Source organism: Bacillus sp. GB_SG_008 (assembly GCF_052038115.1).
Classification (GTDB): Bacteria; Bacillota; Bacilli; order Bacillales; family Bacillaceae_G; genus Bacillus_A; species Bacillus_A rhizoplanae.
Genome location: NZ_JBPZSK010000003.1, coordinates 101,497 through 118,993, shown reverse-complemented (window position 1 = coordinate 118,993; position 17,497 = coordinate 101,497). Strand labels below are relative to the sequence as shown.

Genomic DNA, 17,497 nt, shown 5'->3' with positions numbered 1-17,497 from the left:
ATGCTTCATTGGTGCGTTTGTCGTTGCGAGTTATACATTTAAATGGGGGTAAATAAGATAGATAGAGAATAGGAGGGAAATACATGCAATCTCAAAATTATAAGAACCATACTCGTATGCATCCTGTGTATCATTATGTATTGACACTTTTAGTTTTAGGAACTTTGGTAGGTGCAATTACAAATATGGTCCGCGCTATTAATGCGGGAACTAATATTCTTCAAGCTGTTATTCTTGTATTGATTATGATTATTATAGTTATCGTTGCAGCGCTTGTAAGAATCTATGCACTAAAGGCGCAAGACCGGGCAATTCGAGCAGAGGAAAGCCTTCGTTATTATGTACTAACCGGAAAGTTGCTCGATCCCGCCCTCAGTATGGGTCAAATTGTCGCGTTACGATTCGCTAGCGACAATGAGTTTGCAGATTTGTGTAAAAAAGTCTCTGCCGAAGGGCTAAAGCCGGATGACATTAAGAAAGCTATCAAGGATTGGAAGGCTGACCATAATCGCATTTAACTAGAGAAAAAACACGTTAGAATCAGGTTTCTAACGTGTTCTTCAAATGATTGATGAACGTAAAAAAGGTAGCTAATAAAAAGCTACCTTTTTTACGTTTGTAGATAACTTGTCCTTTGGTGTAGGACAAGCTCTACATAGAATAATAATGGGAAGAAACCTCCAAAATAATCTTTACCCCGAACGAAAAGCAAGGTTTGGTCAAACCTTGCTTTTCAATACGGCCCAGTACCAGCGTTCTTGTAACCAGAGGCAAAGTAGCGAATTTTATTAATATATACATGTTTTTCATTAACAAAAAGGTATTTAGTTAATAAAGTTACAAATTATTTTTGATACGGTATTTTGTTACAACAAATTCAATAGTTATAAAAGTGGTCGTTTTTTCAAACGAAACGTAACAAAAATGATCGTTTATGTTACAAAACAAACTACTTTGCCCTTAAACGCAGCTACGCTGGTATTAGGCCTTATATGTAATTTTTTAGGTGTCACGAAAAGGTGACACCCTAAAAAGTCCGTTAAACTTAGTCATACCAAGTGTTTGACACGTTTTTTTGTGATGCTCTCTATTATCACTATTATTAAAAGGCTAAAAGTTCCGCAAGGAACAGGTAGTATTTTTGAGCAAAGAACGCTCAAAAATCTCCACCTTGTCCGCTTTGCTCCCTCCTTGCAAAACTTTTTTCGGCTGGTTTTTAGCTTTCGCCAAGCCGAACAGACCAAAAACGAGGATTTAGATTGCTCGACTTGGACTAGCAATTATACCAGCCGAACCACCCAGTTTTATCAATTCAAGCAATCAGCTTTTTCTATATGTAGTTACGTTAAGTTCGTGGGGTTTAGTCCCCACACGACTAGCCAGCACTCACACCCAAAAACAAGGGGAAACATCGAAAGGAAAGGAACTCTCTTTGTCTGAAATTATAATTTGCTGTACTTTTATTGGGAATTTTATACATATAGAGAAGCCCTAATTAATAATAATTAAGGGGTACGGAAATGATTCGAGGAATGAAGGTAACACTTAAATTCCTTATGAATTAAGCCTATTTTCCTTTTTTGGGGATAGGAAACCATCTAGGAGGGATTTTCTTGAAGAAAATAGTTATTACATTACTGACTTTTGTTTTGGCGATCATTCCTATTACTGCTTTTGCTGATACGACATCAACTTCAGTTTCAAAACAAACGCCTTCAACACAGAGTATGGTTCAATTAAAAGACTTGCCTGTTATGATTGATGGTGTTAAATATGCACAAGATGATTCGCATGTAAAGAATGTAACTCAGTTTGTTTTCGATGACGCTGCAAAAGCAGAGGGAGTAGTCTATGGGTTTACAAATCAAGACCGTTTAAATGCTCATTTGCAGAGTGCTGTTATTGAGCGTAAAAAGGATACTAAGAACAATACGATTACAGCCCAAGCTGTTTATTATAATTCGTATTTTTATCAACATTCTAATTACGGAGGGAGTTACTTTGGAGCTTCCAGTAATATTAGCTATGTCGGATCAACTTGGAACGATAAAATCTCTTCGTTGAAGGCGGGTTACAATCATAACTGGACAGTTATGTGTTGGGATAGTAACTACAGAGGGGCAAGATTCTGGGTGCAATCAGGTATCAATGTCAGCTATGTCGGATCAACTTGGAACGATGAGGCGTCTTCCATCTTCTTTACTAATTAGACTGAAGGAATAACCATATTTTTTGTGAGAATCTTGCTTATGCAGGATTCTTTTTTGTTGTTTGTTTCAGGGGTACCGCCAACATTTCGGAAAAACCCCACGCTAAGCAAAAAATACAATAAGCCGCCCATATGGACGGCTTATTTACACTGTTCATAATTTCCTTTGGATTAGAGATACCGTTCTCAATAAAAATAGTTGCCCAATCCTTAAACAAGATACGAGACCTCATTCAGATCTCGTATCTTTCTGAACACCACGTTCTCTAAAATGATGAAGAACCATAACAATCAACATGTACATGGGATGTATCAACAGCTTTCATATATATTCTCCATTTGTCTCCATCTTCTGTTCCAGATTTAAAGATAACGGGTGTACTAAAGTATGTTAACCATCTGTACTTCATCGTTACCCACCTACCCTCTTTATCACTCCAAATTTGTTCATAAGCGAAAATTCCTCCACCTACATTTGTCACGTTTACTTTGTGATTAATAACATCGTAAGAAGTTTGACAAGTTTTACTTACTGCTGTACGACCACTAGTAATGGTGTAATCGTAAGTACGAGTGGCAGCATCTACTTTAGATTGTGGAAAAAATGCAAAAATCATTGAAAAACATAAAATAAACGGCAACAACCATTTTTTTATAATTCCTTGAGATAATGTCATTAAACCAACTCCTTTATAAGTATTATTTTTTTAGTACTAACCAGTCGGTATTAATCAATTTATTATATGATGAAGAATGTGTTACTATTAATTAAATATTCAGTCTTTTAAAAAGGAGGTTGCTATGGGAATTTATCATCAGAAACAATCAGAAAACACCATCAACAAATTAATGCAATCAGGAATTAATTTGTTTTCTAAACAAGGCTATTCTAGTACAAGTGTTGATCAAATTGTGAAACATGCTGGTTACTCTAAAGGTGCTTTCTATGTTCATTTTTCCAATAAAGAGGAGTTTTTGTTGAAACTGATAAAAGAAGGAATTGATTTTTATTTTGAAGATTTAAAGGAAGCTCTTACTCAAAAAGATTGTGATTTACTAAAGGCGTTTAAAGAACATACTTTGCGTTTGGTAAATGAAGCTTACGAAAAAGGATCTTCTCCCATGCTTCTCCAAGGATGTATGATATCTAATCAATTACCTTTAATAAAAGAAAGTCTTATTCTCCAAATGGAAGAATGGAGATCATTTCTTACACATTTTTTTCAGAGAATGAAAGACGAAGGTATAATCGGAAGTCCATTAGATGCCAGAACTTTAGCAATTACAGGCATCGCTATTTTTAATGGATTTAATTTGCAACATTTTGTAGACAATCGAATTCCAATACAGGACATGCTAGATGTTTTTGTTGAATTACTCCAAATTCAAGAGTCTAATAAAAAAGATAGATAAGAGCATGCATGATATTTGAATGATAGTTTATGAATATTATATTCATGTGAGGTTAACATAACGTAATATTATCGGGATTCAATGTATTTAGAAGACTATTAAAAGTCCTCCGGATTGTTTAACTGGAGGACTTTCGTGTTCACATAATTATCGTTATTGGAAGTTACTTTTTTATATTAATATTGGCTAATTGTTGCTTTAAATCCCAATGTTTTGGTTTCTTTTTGGGATCTAGCCAAGTAGCTCCTTCTTGAAGCCAATTCTCACGATATGCTTCAATAGTCCATCCAATTTCTTCATCGTCATATCCTGGTTGAAAAGCACAACAAGCACATATTAGACTTACGTTGGGAATTCTTTTTTCATTATAGAGTGGTCCTGGTAAACGATTGTAGCCACAAACTAAACAAACATATTTTTTCTTTATAAACTTTTTAAACAACATTCTAAACAGAATATTCTCCTCCTTGTATATCATCTTATTTCGTCATAGCTTTCATAAGATCCTATCTAAAAAGAGGTGAATATCGTATTCATGCTAGGTTAACATAACGTATCATTATCAGAATTCAATGTATCTAGAAGTCCATAAAAAAGCCTCCAAGATACATAGATTACCGAGGAGGAGGGGCTTTCGTGTTCACATAATCCTGATGCTACCCTTTATAGGCTATCTATAAACTTTTCCAGATGCTTTTATAAATGGGCCTGAATAAGTATCAAAAACTAAATAATAATTATCACTCACCAAACTATCTGTAATATTAATGTACTTTGTTACACTTCCGTTTACAGGAACACTTATAGAACCCACTGTTGGATCACTATAAAAGGGAACGTCTCTTTTTACCCTGATGGTGTAGGAACCAGTTCTAGAAGATGATGAAGTTACTTTTAAGTAAAGTTTACCTGATCCTTTAAAGATAAATCTTGATGATCCTTCGTAATATGTTTGAAATGAAGCTGACCAATACCAAGGTAAGGAATATGTTGCTAAAGGAGTAATTGGCTGTGATTGTGTTTCTGAAGTTCTAATTATTTCTGCAGCAGAAACTTTTGTATCATGAAATGAAATTACTGTAAAACTAAACATTAATCCTAATGTTATAGCAAACATTAGAATCTTTTGAACATATCTTTTCATGCTCATTCCTCCTATTTTATCCAAAATAAACATGTTTTTTCCAAAATGTTGGCGAGACCCCTATAAGTATTATTTTTTAGTACTAACTAGTCGGTATTAACTAATTTATTCTATGATGAAGAATGTGTTACTATTAATTAAATATTCAGTATTTTTCGAAAAAAAGGAGGTTGCTATGGGAATTTATCATCAGAAACAATCAGAAAACACCATCAACAAATTAATGCAATCAGGAATTAATTTGTTTTCTAAACAAGGCTATTCTAGTACAAGTGTTGATCAAATTGTGAAACATGCTGGTTACTCTAAAGGTGCTTTCTATGTTCATTTTTCCAATAAAGAGGAGTTTTTGTTGAAACTGATAAAAGAAGGAATTGATTTTTATTTTGAAGATTTAAAGGAAGCTCTTACTCAAAAAGATTGTGATTTACTAAAGGAGTTTAAAGAACATACTTTTCGTTTGGTAAATGAAGCTTATGAAAAAGGATCTTCTCCCATGCTTCTCCAAGGATGTATGATATCTAATCAATTACCTTTAATAAAAGAAAGTCTTATTCTCCAAATGGAAGAATGGAGATCATTCCTTACACATTTTTTTCAGAGAATGAAAGACGAAGGTATAATCGGAAGTCCATTAGATGCCAGAACTTTAGCAATTACAGGTATCGCTATTTTTAATGGATTTAATTTGCAACATTTTGTAGACAATCGAATTCCAATACAGGACATGCTAAATGTTTTCGTTGAACTCCTTCAAATCCAAGAACTGAATAAAAAAGATGAATGAATAGGGGTACTGACGCATACTCATCAAGCTAACGATGGAAATGACTAGGTACGCAATCCTTCTCGTTTCAAAACGATTGAATAATGGAAAAGTAGGCATATCAAAGAAACCTATTAACATATAATTTTTTTGCTAGGCAGCTTGTTGTTGATGTTTCGCTGTCGTTTTGTACACAATCCCTAGAATATCAAAGACCGTCTTCTTCTTATAACGATGACATTTACGTCCATTTTTCGTAAGCAATTGATAGAGGCGATGGAGAATCATTACTAGTTCATTTGGACCATCTGTCATAGCCCGAAATAGTAAAGGAAAGTAATCTTTAATCATATAAATCGCTTTATATTCGCTTAAGAGAAGTTAATTTTTTAAGGTGTGACTGCATTTTATAATGAAAAAGTGTGGCTTTTTGACCTTTGGTGTACGGAGCATTATTATAATTTTCCACCAATAAAGGTTTATGTCAGAGCTACCAAGGAGAGATCATACGATGTCCGAGAAGATGCATGCTGACGAATTGGAAATTGAAGAGCGACTTGTGCGTCGTTTGCTTGTCGATCAGTTCCCCCGCTGGGCAGAGTTGCCCCTTCGTAAGGTAGAGCCAGTTGGAACGGTAAATGCCGTTTTCCGACTTGGCGACGAATATTCCATTCGGCTAGCGAGAAGGGAAGGACCGACGACACCAGGAGGACGCGAGTTCTTATGGCTACCAAAACTCGCGCCATTAGTTCCGCTTGAAATCCCTGTACCTATCGCTCAGGGGCGCCCCAATAACGAATACCCATGGTTTTGGGAGATACATTCGTGGCTGAGGGGTGAAACGGTGCCGATAGAGGCGATTGACGAGATTCAGGCAGCACGCGATCTCGCAGGGTTTGTCCTAGCACTGCAACAAGTCGATCCAACGGGAGGGCCGTTAGGACGCGGCATTCCTTTGGCCCAACGGGACAAGGACTTCCGATATTGGCTAGCACGATTTAATGGCGATCCCGCGGTGTCTGCTGTATGGGAGTCGGCTCTTTCTGCGCCTCCATGGAACGGTCCTCCTGTTTGGCATCACGGCGATCTAGATGTACGTAACTGGCTCGTACGTGATAAGCGTATCAGCGGTGTGATTGATTGGGAGACAATGGGCATAGGTGACCCTGCGTGTGATGTAATGGTCGCGTGGAAGTTGCACTCGCCAGAGGCGCGCGATGTGTTCCTTGATGCTATTCGTACGGACGATGCTACATTGGCAAGGGCCCGCGGATGGGTCGTATCACAGGCAGTTGCAATCCTTACCTACTACACGCCGCAAAACAATCCAATTTTGTACAATGAGGCGAAATCCTGGCTAGACCTAGTGCTAGTTCAAAAGTAATTCAGTGATTTTAAGAGTGAAACATATCTCAGTTATTCATATTCAACGGGATTATTCAGAAAGCGAGAGAACCATAAAAAACGTTATCCTTTCAAGTATTTTACTGAAAGAATAACGTTTTTTTCATTTTGGGGGAAATTCGTCTCCTTAACTTGATGGGCATGGGGTACCGTCAGGAAAATGCGAATTTACAACGCTAAGGAAATCACCCCATTAAAAAAGTCGATTCCTCAATGTTATAGAAAATCGACTTTTTTATTTTGTCTTGTTCAAGTAAAGCACCCGTTTGTTTAAGTTATTAATTAATTTCCCCTAAAACATTCACAAAGGAAGATTTAGTTGCCACGAAACTCCGAATCGGTCATTTACCCAACCAAACTTTTTACTGAAACCATAATTGTTTAAAGGCATAAGTGCTTGTCCACCTTGATTAAGTTTCTCATAAAGATTGTCAAGTTCTTCTTCAGTATTACAGGTAACAAAGATAGAGAAAGAAGGTGTAAAAGAGAATTGATGTTTTACATAACTGTCAATACACATAAATTCTTGCCCTTTCAAGGTAAAAGTAGCCTGCATTACGGTTCCTTCTGGTCCAGCTTCATTAGCCCCATATCTAACAATGTTTGTAATCCGAGAATCCTCAAAGATGGAAGTATAAAAATTCATCGCTTCTTCTGCGTTGCCATCTTGAAACATTAAAAATGGTGTTACCTTTTCCATTTTTATCCTCCTCCTAATTTTATGTGCTAAATTTATTATAGTTGATATTCTTGTTGAACTAAACTGCCATTTAGTTTAAGTACAGTTCTTCACAATCTCAATAGTGTAGAGCCTATTGAGACACAATCCAATCACCTACAAAAATAGACTTCATAATGTCTCATATGGCTTGTATCAGAATGCTTATCGTTGTAAATCCGCATTTTCCTGATGCTACCCCTTTAAACAGCAAACCCCTCCCGTTCAGAGAGGGTGTCTGTTTTAACTTTTTGATTTGTAAACCTTGTCTGCTTTATTTACGCTAAGGAACGTTAGAATGCTTGCAAGCACAACAAAAGCTACCCAATATCCGATTCCTTTTACAGCCAAAACAACTGATAGTATCGCAAACAATATTGCAATTGCAAACCCCCACATGGTTTTGGAATCTCTTAAGACTGTCCAATTCATTTTTTCTCCTCCTTTTCCTAATTGTACCATTCGGAAGAAGTGATATGTTTTGTAATTTTTGTTGTATACCCTATTCATGTGAGGTTAACATAACGTAACATTATCAACAGTGACGTTTGCGCCGCAGCCCTTGTGGGGCAAGGATCTGTCGTTCCTCAAATGGCTTCACTGTATACAGGATTTCATGCAACCGCGCCGCGACTGTGTTTGACGGTAGCAGCTGTTTCTGTAGTCTGCATAAAATCTTGCATATATAATTCGCGGTTTGCTGTGTAGATTTCTACGTAAAAAGCCCCAAGGGGGGCTTTCTCCTGTGCTATTTTTTAAAATATTACACATCAATACTCGTTGTGGCTTTTAAATAAAGTTACGACGTTTCTAAAAAAGTCGCGATGCTTTATCTCCTTGTTGATTTACAATAAAGTTTGATTAAAAGTCCTGTATGATATGCTGGACGTTTTTTATTCCGCAATCGGACCAGATTTTGGAATAAGATTAGCAGGGTAGTTAAAAAGCAGGATGTTTATTTAAAAATGTAGAATCTCAACAGAGTTATAAGGATTTTTTTGAAACTCTAACTATTTAGGGAGGAGATTACTTTGAAACGAATTGACTTGCTTTTAAACGTGCTAGATTCAACATTCGATAAAGAGAGTTGGTATGCACCGTTTAAACATGCTATAGAAGGACTTACAGCCGAACAGGCTATCTGGAAACCATCTGGAGAGGCAACTAAAACCATTTGGGAGAACGTTAATCATCTCATTTATTACAAAGAGAGACTTGCTGCAAACTTGGAAGGCCGTGAATGGACACATAATCTCGACGGTGATGAAACCTTTTATCTTACCAATCAATCTAATGATGATAAGGAATGGAGGAAAGTCGTTGAACGTTCTGAAAACGCTCAACGCAATTTAAGACAGGTATTGAGTGCAATTTCCGAAAAAGAGCTTGAGCAAAATTCACTTGAGGGGAAATTACTGGACATCATGCTTCATGATGCTTATCATACAGGCCAAATTATTCAATTAAGGAAAATGCAGGGGTCATGGCCATCAAATCGTTGACTGAACGTTCTAGTTATTCTATTAAAGGGCGCAATTCTGTAGCAAGAATTGTGCTCATTCTTTATATATTGCCCCATATTCTTGAATAAGAGAAGGGATCATTCGTAAGTAACCGAACTATAAGTTATTCAAGTTTAGCGCAACAAAGACTTGTGAGATATTCGGCAAGGGCCTTGTAACAGATCACTCCTTTCACTTCCTTTGAGATTCCCTTAGCAGCTCTATCGTTAGGGAGAAACAACCGTTATCTCTCTAACGAATAAAAACAATCATTCACCAACTTGCCATTGATTTGAGTGCTTTCCGGCACAATTTCATCCAGACTCATTCCGGTTTTTTCCAAAACACGGCGTGATCCTATATGCTCTTCGGAACAAACCGCAATAAATTTTTTGAATTCTAAAGTTTCCACGGCGAAATCAATTATGATTTTGATTGCTTCTGTAGCATAGCCCTTACCTTTGTATGCTTCCAGTATTATAAAGCCTACTTCCGCAGTGAGTTTCTCTAAGTTACGGGTGCAGATGCTGATTAAGCCAACGTTGTTACCTGAGGAAGTTTCGTGGATTATCCACGTTAGCCAATGTGTGGATTCGATGCTCCACGGAGCGAGTTCTTTTTCAAAGTTACGGCGGATTTCTTCATGGTTTTTCACCACTCCGATGTGTTTCATAAGTGTCGGGTTGGAATAGATGGAGAGGATTAGTTCCCAATCGTGTAATGCCAGTCTTGTGAGAGTCAGGCGTGCGCTAAAGATTTGATTATTCATGTTATCCTCCTTTGAAGACAGTATGGAGTCAATGGGGTGCGTGATAGGGAGTGATTGTACAGCGGTTACTAGATGGACCTTACTAAAAAAATTATACCTAAAACCCAAAAAAATTGCACTGAATATTATATTACGAACGGATGCGTTAGTAATATAATTTAGAAGCTACTTTTACAGCTCTTTCGCATTTTTTAATCTTCCGCAATCGGGCGCGATTGGTGAGCAACACATGTAGAAAATGATCAAACTTTTTTATAAAATCGATACTTAAATCTGCTAGATAAGAATCCATTTTGATCAATCTTTTTCAAAATGGATTCTTTTTATTTATTGAGAAATATGGGTTTGTAAGATGTTTTTTATCAAACTTAATTTAAATGCTACAGTAAGACCCCCACCTCAAGATTGAGAGATAATCGAAGAAGATAGGTGGGGGATGAAGAAAATTCTCACTGATGGAAGTTTCGCTTTATTTGGGAATACATGTAACGTTTATGAATCACAAACGTTATAGTATGTGGACTAAGAGATGTGAATAATAATTATCATATCTGTTACACTTCTTTGTCTTGTATTTACATACTTAAAAAATAAATTTACTCTGCAACTGATAATAATGATGTTTGCTAAAATAACAAACATTATTTATTTTTGTTTAGAAATGGGTAAACGATATATTGAAACGTTTATTTTTGTTGTGGTATTATAAATAAAAATAAACCAAATCATAATTTGTTTGTTTTTAAAATAAACTTTTTAGGGGATTGTTTAGCATGAATGATATTTCAGAATGGTTTTGGAATGCCACGGTTGAGGAATTAAAAAAAGGATATGTATTTGAGAAGGACACTGAAGAATACGTTTGTTTAGCTTGCGGAGAAAAATTTATGAAAGGTATTATTTATCAAGAGCAAAACGTTTTTTATGAAGCAGAGAAGTTTGCACAGCTTCATATCGCAAATGAACATACTTCTATGTTCGACTATTTATTAGGGTTAGATAAGAAGTTAACAGGTTTAACAGACTTGCAAAAGAAGATGATACAGTTCTTTCATATGGGTTTAAACGATAAAGAAATTGTGAAGGAAATGGACGGTGGAAGCACATCAACAATTCGGAATCATCGTTTTACATTAAGAGAGAAGATGAAGCAAGCAAAAGTGTTTCTTGCGCTGATGGAGTTGTCAGAAGAAAAGGTAACGAATCAGCCTAAATTCTTGCCAATTCATAGGACAGCTACAATGGTCGACCAAAGATATAATATTACAGAAGATGAGAATGAAGAAATTTTGAAATTACATTTTACAGAAGGATTAGATGGACCGCTTTCTAAATTTCCGAAGAAACAAAAGCGAAAGCTAATTATTTTGAAACATCTAGTGAAAAAGTTTGATAGCAATCAAAAGTATACAGAAAAAGAAGTTAATGAGATTTTAGAAAATGTATATTCTGACTATGTCACGTTAAGAAGGTATTTAATCGAATACGGTTTCTTAGACAGAACACCTGATGGAAGCCAGTACTGGGTGAAATTATAGAGAACAATATAGAAAAAGTGAAAGGAGAAAGGAAATTGAATAGAAGAGAAGAGTTAAAACAACTGTATAAAGAAACAGAAATAGAATCTGGGATTTACTGTATTAAGAATATGAAAAACGGAAAAGTGTATGTAGAGAGTACGAGGAACTTAAAAACGATGAGTGGAAGACGACTTTTACTTAATATGGGTTCTCATACGAATAAGGCATTGCAAGATGATTGGAAGGAATACGGAGCAGATGCTTTTGAGTTTGAAATATTAGAAGTGTTGAAAAAGAAAGATACTGGATATTTTAACGCAAAAGAAGAATTGAAGAAACTAGAAGAGAAATGGTTAGAGAATTTGCAGCCATATGGAGAGCGTGGATATAACCGCGAAACATCTCGATAAAAGGGGTTATGAAATTTGAAAACAATTGAAGAAGAAACAGAAAATAAACCGATATGGCGTTCTATGTCTATGTTTCTCATTCCTTTACTGTTAAGTAATGTATTGCAGTCGCTTGGACAATTGTTTGGTATGGTAGTGGTGGGACGTTGGCTTGGCATTAATGACTTAGCTGCTATTTCGGCCTTCTTCCCGTTGTTTTTTCTACTTATTTCATTTGTAATTGGTATAGGTTCTGGTAGCTCGATTTTAATCGGTCAGGCTTTTGGAGCTCGTAATGAAGATCGCTTAAAGGCCATTGTTGGTACAACGTTGACATTTACGTTTGTACTTGGAGCGATCTTAGCGGTAGTGGGTAGTATGTTTGCAATGGATATTATGCGTCTTGTTGGTACGCCAGAAAACATAATCAACATGAGTGTTCATTATGCACGAATTTTATTTATTTCTATGCCAATTCTGTTTTTATATTTTGCTTATACGACTTTTATGCGTGGTACAGGTGACTCTAAAACACCATTTTATTTTTTAATTGTTAGTACAGGACTAAATATGGCATTATTACCTATTCTTATTTTTGGTTGGTTAGGCCTGCCGAAACTTGGTGTGTACGGCGCAGCATATGCTTCTGTTATATCAACAATTGTTACATTTATTGCTCTGTTAGTTTATTTAAGAAAAACGAAACATCCGTTGCAATTTGATGCAACAGTTCGAAAGTATCTTCGCATGGATTGGGATTTGTTAAAATTATTATTACGTCTTGGCATTCCGGCAAGTATTAATATGATACTAGTTTCATTATCGGAGATTGCCGTTATTTCCTTTGTAAATCGCTTTGGATCAGATGCAACTGCGGCATACGGAGTAGTGAACCAAGTGGCAAGTTATGTACAGATGCCAGCTGTGAGTCTTGGGATTACCGTTTCTATATTTGCAGCTCAGTCCATTGGAGCTAATCAATTTGATCGTCTGCAAAAAGTAATCCGAGCCGGACTTGTTATGAACTATGTAATTGGAGGAATATTAATTTCTTTTATTTATTTGTTCTCAAAAGAAATTTTAGCGCTCTTTTTAACGAGTCAGAGTACGATTGATATTGCACATAGTCTCATTATGATTACATTATGGAGTTACTTAATTTTCGGTCATGCGCAAATTATTGGTGCGACAATGCGTGCGAGTGGAACTGTATTGTGGCCGACTATTTTTGCGGTTATATCGATTTGGGGTGTGGAAGTTCCAGTGGCCTATTTCCTGTCGTATCATACGAGCCTTGGGATAAAAGGAATATGGATTGGATATCCAGCTGCGTTTATTGTGAGTTTGCTTTTACAATATGGATACTATCGATTGTCGTGGAAGAAGAAGCGAATTACGCGTCTTATTAGCTAAAGGTTTGGTATCCTTTTTCTTGTTAAGCAAATGAGCGTTAATAGAAATAAGATACCAAAATAATGATGTGAATAAAAGACCCTTCTGGATTGCTTATCTGGAGGGGATTTTTATGTTTTCATGCAACATTAATGCACGCACGGGGAATAGTAACTTTATTATGAAAAAGTAAGAGTATATTTTTGAAATGAAGTCATTAAGAGGTGAAGATACTATAAATATGGATAAAAAAGAAAAATGGAGCTTGTGGGCCCTTTCATCTGTTCCTTTAGTTATGACACTTGGAAACTCTATGTTAATCCCTGTCCTTCCATTAATTGAAAAGAAATTAAATATTAATGATTTTCAAGTTTCTCTTATCATTACTGTTTATTCTGTTGTCGCTATTATTTTAATTCCTATAGCTGGTTATTTATCTGATAAGTGGGGAAGGAAGAAAGTAATTATACCTAGTTTATTTATAGCAGCTATAGGGGGAGCTATTACGGGTTGGGTATCATGGAAGCTTGAAAATCCTTATACGTGGATTTTAATAGGGAGGATCATTCAAGGAATTGGCTCAGCTGGGGCAATGCCTGTTGTGATTCCTTGTGTAGGTGATATGTTTCAAGATGAAAAACAAGTGAGCAGTGGCCTAGGTCTAGTCGAAACATCGAATACATTAGGTAAGGTTTTAAGTCCAATTTTAGGGTCCTTACTAGCTTCGTTTGTTTGGTTCCTTCCTTTTTGGTTCATCCCGATTTTGTGTATAATATCCATTATTTTAATTCTCTTTTTTGTGAAGCCACCTAAACAAAAACAAGAAGCTCCTCCATTACGTATTTTTCTTCAAAATGTAAAGTTGATTTTATGCGAGAAAGGTCGTTGGCTTTTTCCAATTTTTATACTTGGAGGCATTATTATGTTCATTCTGTTTGGTATCCTTTTTTATTTATCTTCCATTTTAGAAAAGCGATATCACTTAGAGGGAGTTTGGAAAGGCTTTGTATTAGCTATTCCGTTAGCTTCACTTTCTCTTACTTCTTATATAACAGGGAAAAAAATTGGGAATAAGAAAATAATGATGAAGTGGTGTATATGTATTGGTTTTTTCTTATTAGGAATAACATTAATAACTCCAATATTCTTCAAAAACATTTACATCATTATCACGAGTCTTGTAATTAGTGGAATTGGGATTGGTGTTGCTCTTCCTAGCTTAGACGCTCTAGTAACAGAAGGAATCCAGAAGGAACAGAGAGGATCGATTACATCTCTTTATAGCTCAATGCGATTTGTAGGAGTAGCCGCAGGCCCTCCGTTGTTTGCAGTATTAATGAAAGGGCCGGATAATTATATATTTTATCTGTCAATTTTTTTAGCATTTGTAGGAGCTTTATTATCTTTACTATGCATTAAACCAAAAAACGCCCAATAAAAATACAAATTTTAAAGATTACTCTTTCGAAATAAAGAAGGAAGCATAAATCTTCAATTCATCAATAAGGGGATTGCTGAATTGTTAACAATATCATGAAATTGTAAAACAAGAGGCGTATAAGCCTCTTGTTTTTTTGTATGAATTTCTTTGTTATTTTTAATGTGGTTTATTATAGTATATATATATGCTTTTGTTGAAGGAAATTTGGAATCTATACACAAAGGTCTAAATGATTCAATGAATTTACAAAGGTTTACTTTACATAATAAGAGGATGTGGAAATACAATGTCATTACAGTCAAAATATTTAGCAGGAATTTCACTTGGAATAATGGGGGTTGGTTTTGTTGCAACAATCCCGTTTCAAGGAACGATAGCAGGGAATATTATACAAGGTGGATTTGAAGCTGGTTTAGTAGGGGGACTCGCGGATTGGTTTGCAGTTACAGCACTGTTTCGTCACCCGATGGGGATACCGATCCCGCATACAGCTCTATTGCCCAAAAATCGGAAACGGGTTACGAAAGGACTTGTTTCCACGCTGGAAAATGATTGGCTTACGAAAGAAAGTATTACCGATAAAATAAAAGAAATGAAGTTGGCTGCAACGGTATTACATATTGCGGAAAGAGAGCTGCATTCCGATGCGTTAAAGAAAGGGATTGTTACAATTGCTGAAAAGGCGATTCTGCAAGTGAATACAAAACAGTTAGCTATTGTTTTGGAAAAAGAATTAAAAACGTATTTACATACAATTAACGTAGGTAATATTTTTCGAGCACTTGTCGATCAAATAGTTACACAACAATATGATGAAAAGACAGTAGATTATTTATTGGTCAAAGCGAAAGAATGGACAGCGCAGGATGAAGCTCGATATCAACTTGGTAGTTTAGGTATGAAGGCGCTAGAAAATATAAAAGTAGATGGTTTCTTACAGTTTGCGCTTAAATCCTTTATGAGTATTGCCGATGAAGAAAAAGTTGGTAGCATTCTGCAAAAGTTTATTATTAATAATATTAGTAGTTTGCAAAACGTTGATAATAGCACGAGACAAGCTCTATTGATGAAAATTCGCCACGAAATCCTACATATGAAGGAAAATGAATCGGTATTAAAAGAACTAGAGAATTGGAAAGAAAATTGGATTGTGAATTGGGAGGCAGCTGAGAAGATAACAGAATTTCTTGAGCAAGCAAAGCAAAAATTTGTAGATTTTATTCAAAAAGATGAATTTGCGGACAAATATCTTCTACCGTTTATGACGACACAAATGAATAAAATAAAAGAAGATGCAGCAACAGTTCAACGTATGGAAGATTGGCTACAAAAACAAATTGTAAACGTCGTTGAAAGCAATCATTCTAAAATCGGAAAACTCGTACAGGAAAATTTAGATAAATTAGATGATAAAACACTTATTGAGATGATTGAAAATAACGTAGGAAAAGATTTGCAGTGGATTCGTGTAAATGGTGCCGTTTGTGGATGTATGATTGGATTGGTTTTAGAAAGCTTAAAAGCGGTTATATAATGAAAAACAACTTGAATAGTGATGCGGAAAAAATCTATATATCCTCTTCATACTTATAAAAGATAAAAATTAAAACCTTTCACAGCTTTAAATGTAGCAGTGAAAGGTTTTTTTATTGGGTTTTCCTTCAATGTTTCATTGAGTGCAATTTTTTGTGGTTTTTTCTTCTAAGTAATGAAGGTATATGAATTATATTCACGGAAATACTTACATATTTATTTTCATATGATAAGTGCACGCATCAACAAAAAGGAGGTTTTAGTACAATGCAAGTAAGATTTAATGAATATCGTCTTCCGATGGCTGAATCAGGCCCTTATGGGATAACGGTCGGTGTGGATAGAGCTCTTTGGTTTACGGAACATAAGGGAAATAGAATAGGAAGAATGACTGTAACCGGTGAAATACAGGAATTCTTCGTTCCTACATCAGATGCTGGGCTTTCATGTATAGTATCTGGGGCGAATGGGGATCTATGGTTTACAGAATACAAGACGGATAAGATTGGAAAGATTACAATGCAAGGCGAGGTTACTGAATATATGCTACCTACTACAAAATCAGCTCCGTATGGAATAACAGAAGGACCTGATGGAGCAATATGGTTTACGGAACTAACAAGTAATAAGATAGGAAGAATTTCATTGTTAGGCGAGATTATCGAGTATACATTACCTAATTCGGAATCTTATCCGTCATTTATCGTATCAGGACCAGATGGGGCACTTTGGTTTACGGAGAACAAAAGTAATAAAATAGGGAAAATTACAACATCCGGTCAAATTATTGAGTACTCTATACCTACAATGAATTCTGCTCCAGTAGGCATTACAAATGGACCTGATGGAGCGCTATGGTTTGTAGAAATAAACGGAAATAAAATAGGAAGAATTACGACATCGGGAAAAATTAGCGAGTACCCTATCCCAACTGTAAATGCCCGACCACATGCGATTGTTGCAGGAAGGGATGGAGTACTTTGGTTTACGGAGTGGGGAAGTAATCAGATTGGACGAATTACGGTGAATGGAGAAATTGCGGAATATCAAATTCCTACGAAAAACTCTGAACCGCATGGGATTGTACTAGGACCAGATGGAGCAATATGGTTTGCAGAAGAATGTAATCAGATCGGACAGTTAATTTGTTTATCCCGCATTAACGGGCAGTAATACCCCCACCTCAATATTCAGAGAAAAGCGAAGAAGGTAGGAGGGGGGTAACTGCCCGTAAAAGCCCGATTGGTTCAAATAACCATCAATGTGGGATGAAGAAAACCCCCATTGATGGAAGTTT

At 36.0% G+C, this 17,497-nt stretch carries 18 protein-coding genes and 1 pseudogene; 12 read left to right on the top strand and 7 right to left on the bottom strand.

The window, feature by feature from the left end:
* Window positions 1-83: 83 nt before the first annotated feature.
* The gene (locus ACTDJC_RS08310) at window positions 84-518 is read left to right on the top strand and encodes a DUF6526 family protein (RefSeq protein ID WP_440603134.1); all 435 of its coding nucleotides are present in this window, start codon (window positions 84-86) and stop codon (window positions 516-518) included.
* A 1,095-nt stretch (window positions 519-1,613) separates the two neighbouring features.
* Window positions 1,614-2,210, top strand: a complete 597-nt coding sequence (locus ACTDJC_RS08305; RefSeq protein WP_440603133.1) for a peptidase inhibitor family I36 protein — start codon at window positions 1,614-1,616, stop codon at window positions 2,208-2,210.
* 265 nt (window positions 2,211-2,475) lie between these two features.
* Here the strand turns inward: ACTDJC_RS08305 and ACTDJC_RS08300 are convergent, their stop codons facing one another.
* Window positions 2,476-2,886 (bottom strand): hypothetical protein, encoded by a 411-nt coding sequence (locus ACTDJC_RS08300; protein WP_440603132.1) that lies wholly within the window; start codon window positions 2,884-2,886, stop codon window positions 2,476-2,478.
* A 124-nt stretch (window positions 2,887-3,010) separates the two neighbouring features.
* Between ACTDJC_RS08300 and ACTDJC_RS08295 the strand changes: the two genes are divergently transcribed.
* Entirely contained in the window at window positions 3,011-3,622 is a 612-nt protein-coding gene (locus tag ACTDJC_RS08295) for a TetR/AcrR family transcriptional regulator (RefSeq protein WP_440603131.1), read from the top strand.
* Between the two features lie 163 nt (window positions 3,623-3,785).
* On the opposite strand, the gene ACTDJC_RS08290 is transcribed toward ACTDJC_RS08295, so the two are convergent.
* The gene (locus ACTDJC_RS08290; protein WP_440603130.1) at window positions 3,786-4,067 is read right to left on the bottom strand and encodes a hypothetical protein; all 282 of its coding nucleotides are present in this window, start codon (window positions 4,065-4,067) and stop codon (window positions 3,786-3,788) included.
* A 225-nt stretch (window positions 4,068-4,292) separates the two neighbouring features.
* Window positions 4,293-4,766, bottom strand: a complete 474-nt coding sequence (locus tag ACTDJC_RS08285; protein WP_440603129.1) for a hypothetical protein — start codon at window positions 4,764-4,766, stop codon at window positions 4,293-4,295.
* A 175-nt stretch (window positions 4,767-4,941) separates the two neighbouring features.
* On the opposite strand from ACTDJC_RS08285, the gene ACTDJC_RS08280 reads away from it, so the two are divergent.
* On the top strand, window positions 4,942-5,553 hold the full coding sequence (locus ACTDJC_RS08280; RefSeq protein WP_440603128.1) for a TetR/AcrR family transcriptional regulator: 612 nt from the start codon (window positions 4,942-4,944) through the stop codon (window positions 5,551-5,553).
* A gap of 132 nt (window positions 5,554-5,685) precedes the next feature.
* Here ACTDJC_RS08280 and ACTDJC_RS08275 read toward each other — a convergent pair.
* Window positions 5,686-5,907, bottom strand: a pseudogene (locus ACTDJC_RS08275) (IS4 family transposase); the annotation flags it as partial.
* Window positions 5,908-6,043: 136 nt separating this feature from the next.
* Between ACTDJC_RS08275 and ACTDJC_RS08270 the strand changes: the two are divergent.
* On the top strand, window positions 6,044-6,916 hold the full coding sequence (locus ACTDJC_RS08270) for an aminoglycoside phosphotransferase family protein (RefSeq protein WP_429721200.1): 873 nt from the start codon (window positions 6,044-6,046) through the stop codon (window positions 6,914-6,916).
* Between the two features lie 321 nt (window positions 6,917-7,237).
* Here ACTDJC_RS08270 and ACTDJC_RS08265 read toward each other — a convergent pair whose 3' ends face one another.
* Both ACTDJC_RS08265 and ACTDJC_RS08260 read right to left on the bottom strand, forming a co-directional pair.
* Window positions 7,238-7,636 carry a VOC family protein gene (locus ACTDJC_RS08265; RefSeq protein ID WP_440603127.1) on the bottom strand — a complete coding sequence of 133 codons (399 nt, stop codon included), beginning with the start codon at window positions 7,634-7,636 and terminating at the stop codon, window positions 7,238-7,240.
* A 261-nt stretch (window positions 7,637-7,897) separates the two neighbouring features.
* Window positions 7,898-8,086: a hypothetical protein gene (locus ACTDJC_RS08260; protein ID WP_440603126.1), complete on the bottom strand. Its 189-nt coding sequence runs from the start codon at window positions 8,084-8,086 to the stop codon at window positions 7,898-7,900.
* A 599-nt stretch (window positions 8,087-8,685) separates the two neighbouring features.
* Between ACTDJC_RS08260 and ACTDJC_RS08255 the strand changes: the two genes are divergently transcribed.
* The gene (locus ACTDJC_RS08255) at window positions 8,686-9,156 is read left to right on the top strand and encodes a DinB family protein (RefSeq protein WP_440603125.1); all 471 of its coding nucleotides are present in this window, start codon (window positions 8,686-8,688) and stop codon (window positions 9,154-9,156) included.
* Window positions 9,157-9,400: 244 nt separating this feature from the next.
* On the opposite strand, the gene ACTDJC_RS08250 is transcribed toward ACTDJC_RS08255, so the two are convergent.
* Window positions 9,401-9,925 (bottom strand): GNAT family N-acetyltransferase, encoded by a 525-nt coding sequence (locus ACTDJC_RS08250; protein WP_098308510.1) that lies wholly within the window; start codon window positions 9,923-9,925, stop codon window positions 9,401-9,403.
* A 773-nt stretch (window positions 9,926-10,698) separates the two neighbouring features.
* On the opposite strand from ACTDJC_RS08250, the gene ACTDJC_RS08245 reads away from it, so the two are divergent.
* The 6 genes from ACTDJC_RS08245 to ACTDJC_RS08220 all read left to right on the top strand — a co-directional run bounded on the left by ACTDJC_RS08245 (window position 10,699) and on the right by ACTDJC_RS08220 (window position 17,373).
* A complete protein-coding gene (locus tag ACTDJC_RS08245; protein ID WP_098308512.1) occupies window positions 10,699-11,463 on the top strand; it encodes a DUF2087 domain-containing protein in 765 nt (254 codons plus the stop codon).
* 35 nt (window positions 11,464-11,498) lie between these two features.
* Complete coding sequence (locus tag ACTDJC_RS08240) at window positions 11,499-11,855, top strand: GIY-YIG nuclease family protein (RefSeq protein ID WP_429719243.1); 357 nt, start codon at window positions 11,499-11,501, stop codon at window positions 11,853-11,855.
* Window positions 11,856-11,918: 63 nt separating this feature from the next.
* Entirely contained in the window at window positions 11,919-13,247 is a 1,329-nt protein-coding gene (locus tag ACTDJC_RS08235; protein WP_440603464.1) for an MATE family efflux transporter, read from the top strand.
* Between the two features lie 187 nt (window positions 13,248-13,434).
* Complete coding sequence (locus ACTDJC_RS08230; protein ID WP_440603124.1) at window positions 13,435-14,664, top strand: MFS transporter; 1,230 nt, start codon at window positions 13,435-13,437, stop codon at window positions 14,662-14,664.
* Window positions 14,665-14,953: 289 nt separating this feature from the next.
* Window positions 14,954-16,201 carry a DUF445 domain-containing protein gene (locus ACTDJC_RS08225; protein WP_440603123.1) on the top strand — a complete coding sequence of 416 codons (1,248 nt, stop codon included), beginning with the start codon at window positions 14,954-14,956 and terminating at the stop codon, window positions 16,199-16,201.
* Between the two features lie 266 nt (window positions 16,202-16,467).
* Entirely contained in the window at window positions 16,468-17,373 is a 906-nt protein-coding gene (locus ACTDJC_RS08220) for a Vgb family protein (RefSeq protein ID WP_440603122.1), read from the top strand.
* The last annotated feature ends 124 nt before the right edge of the window (window positions 17,374-17,497 follow it).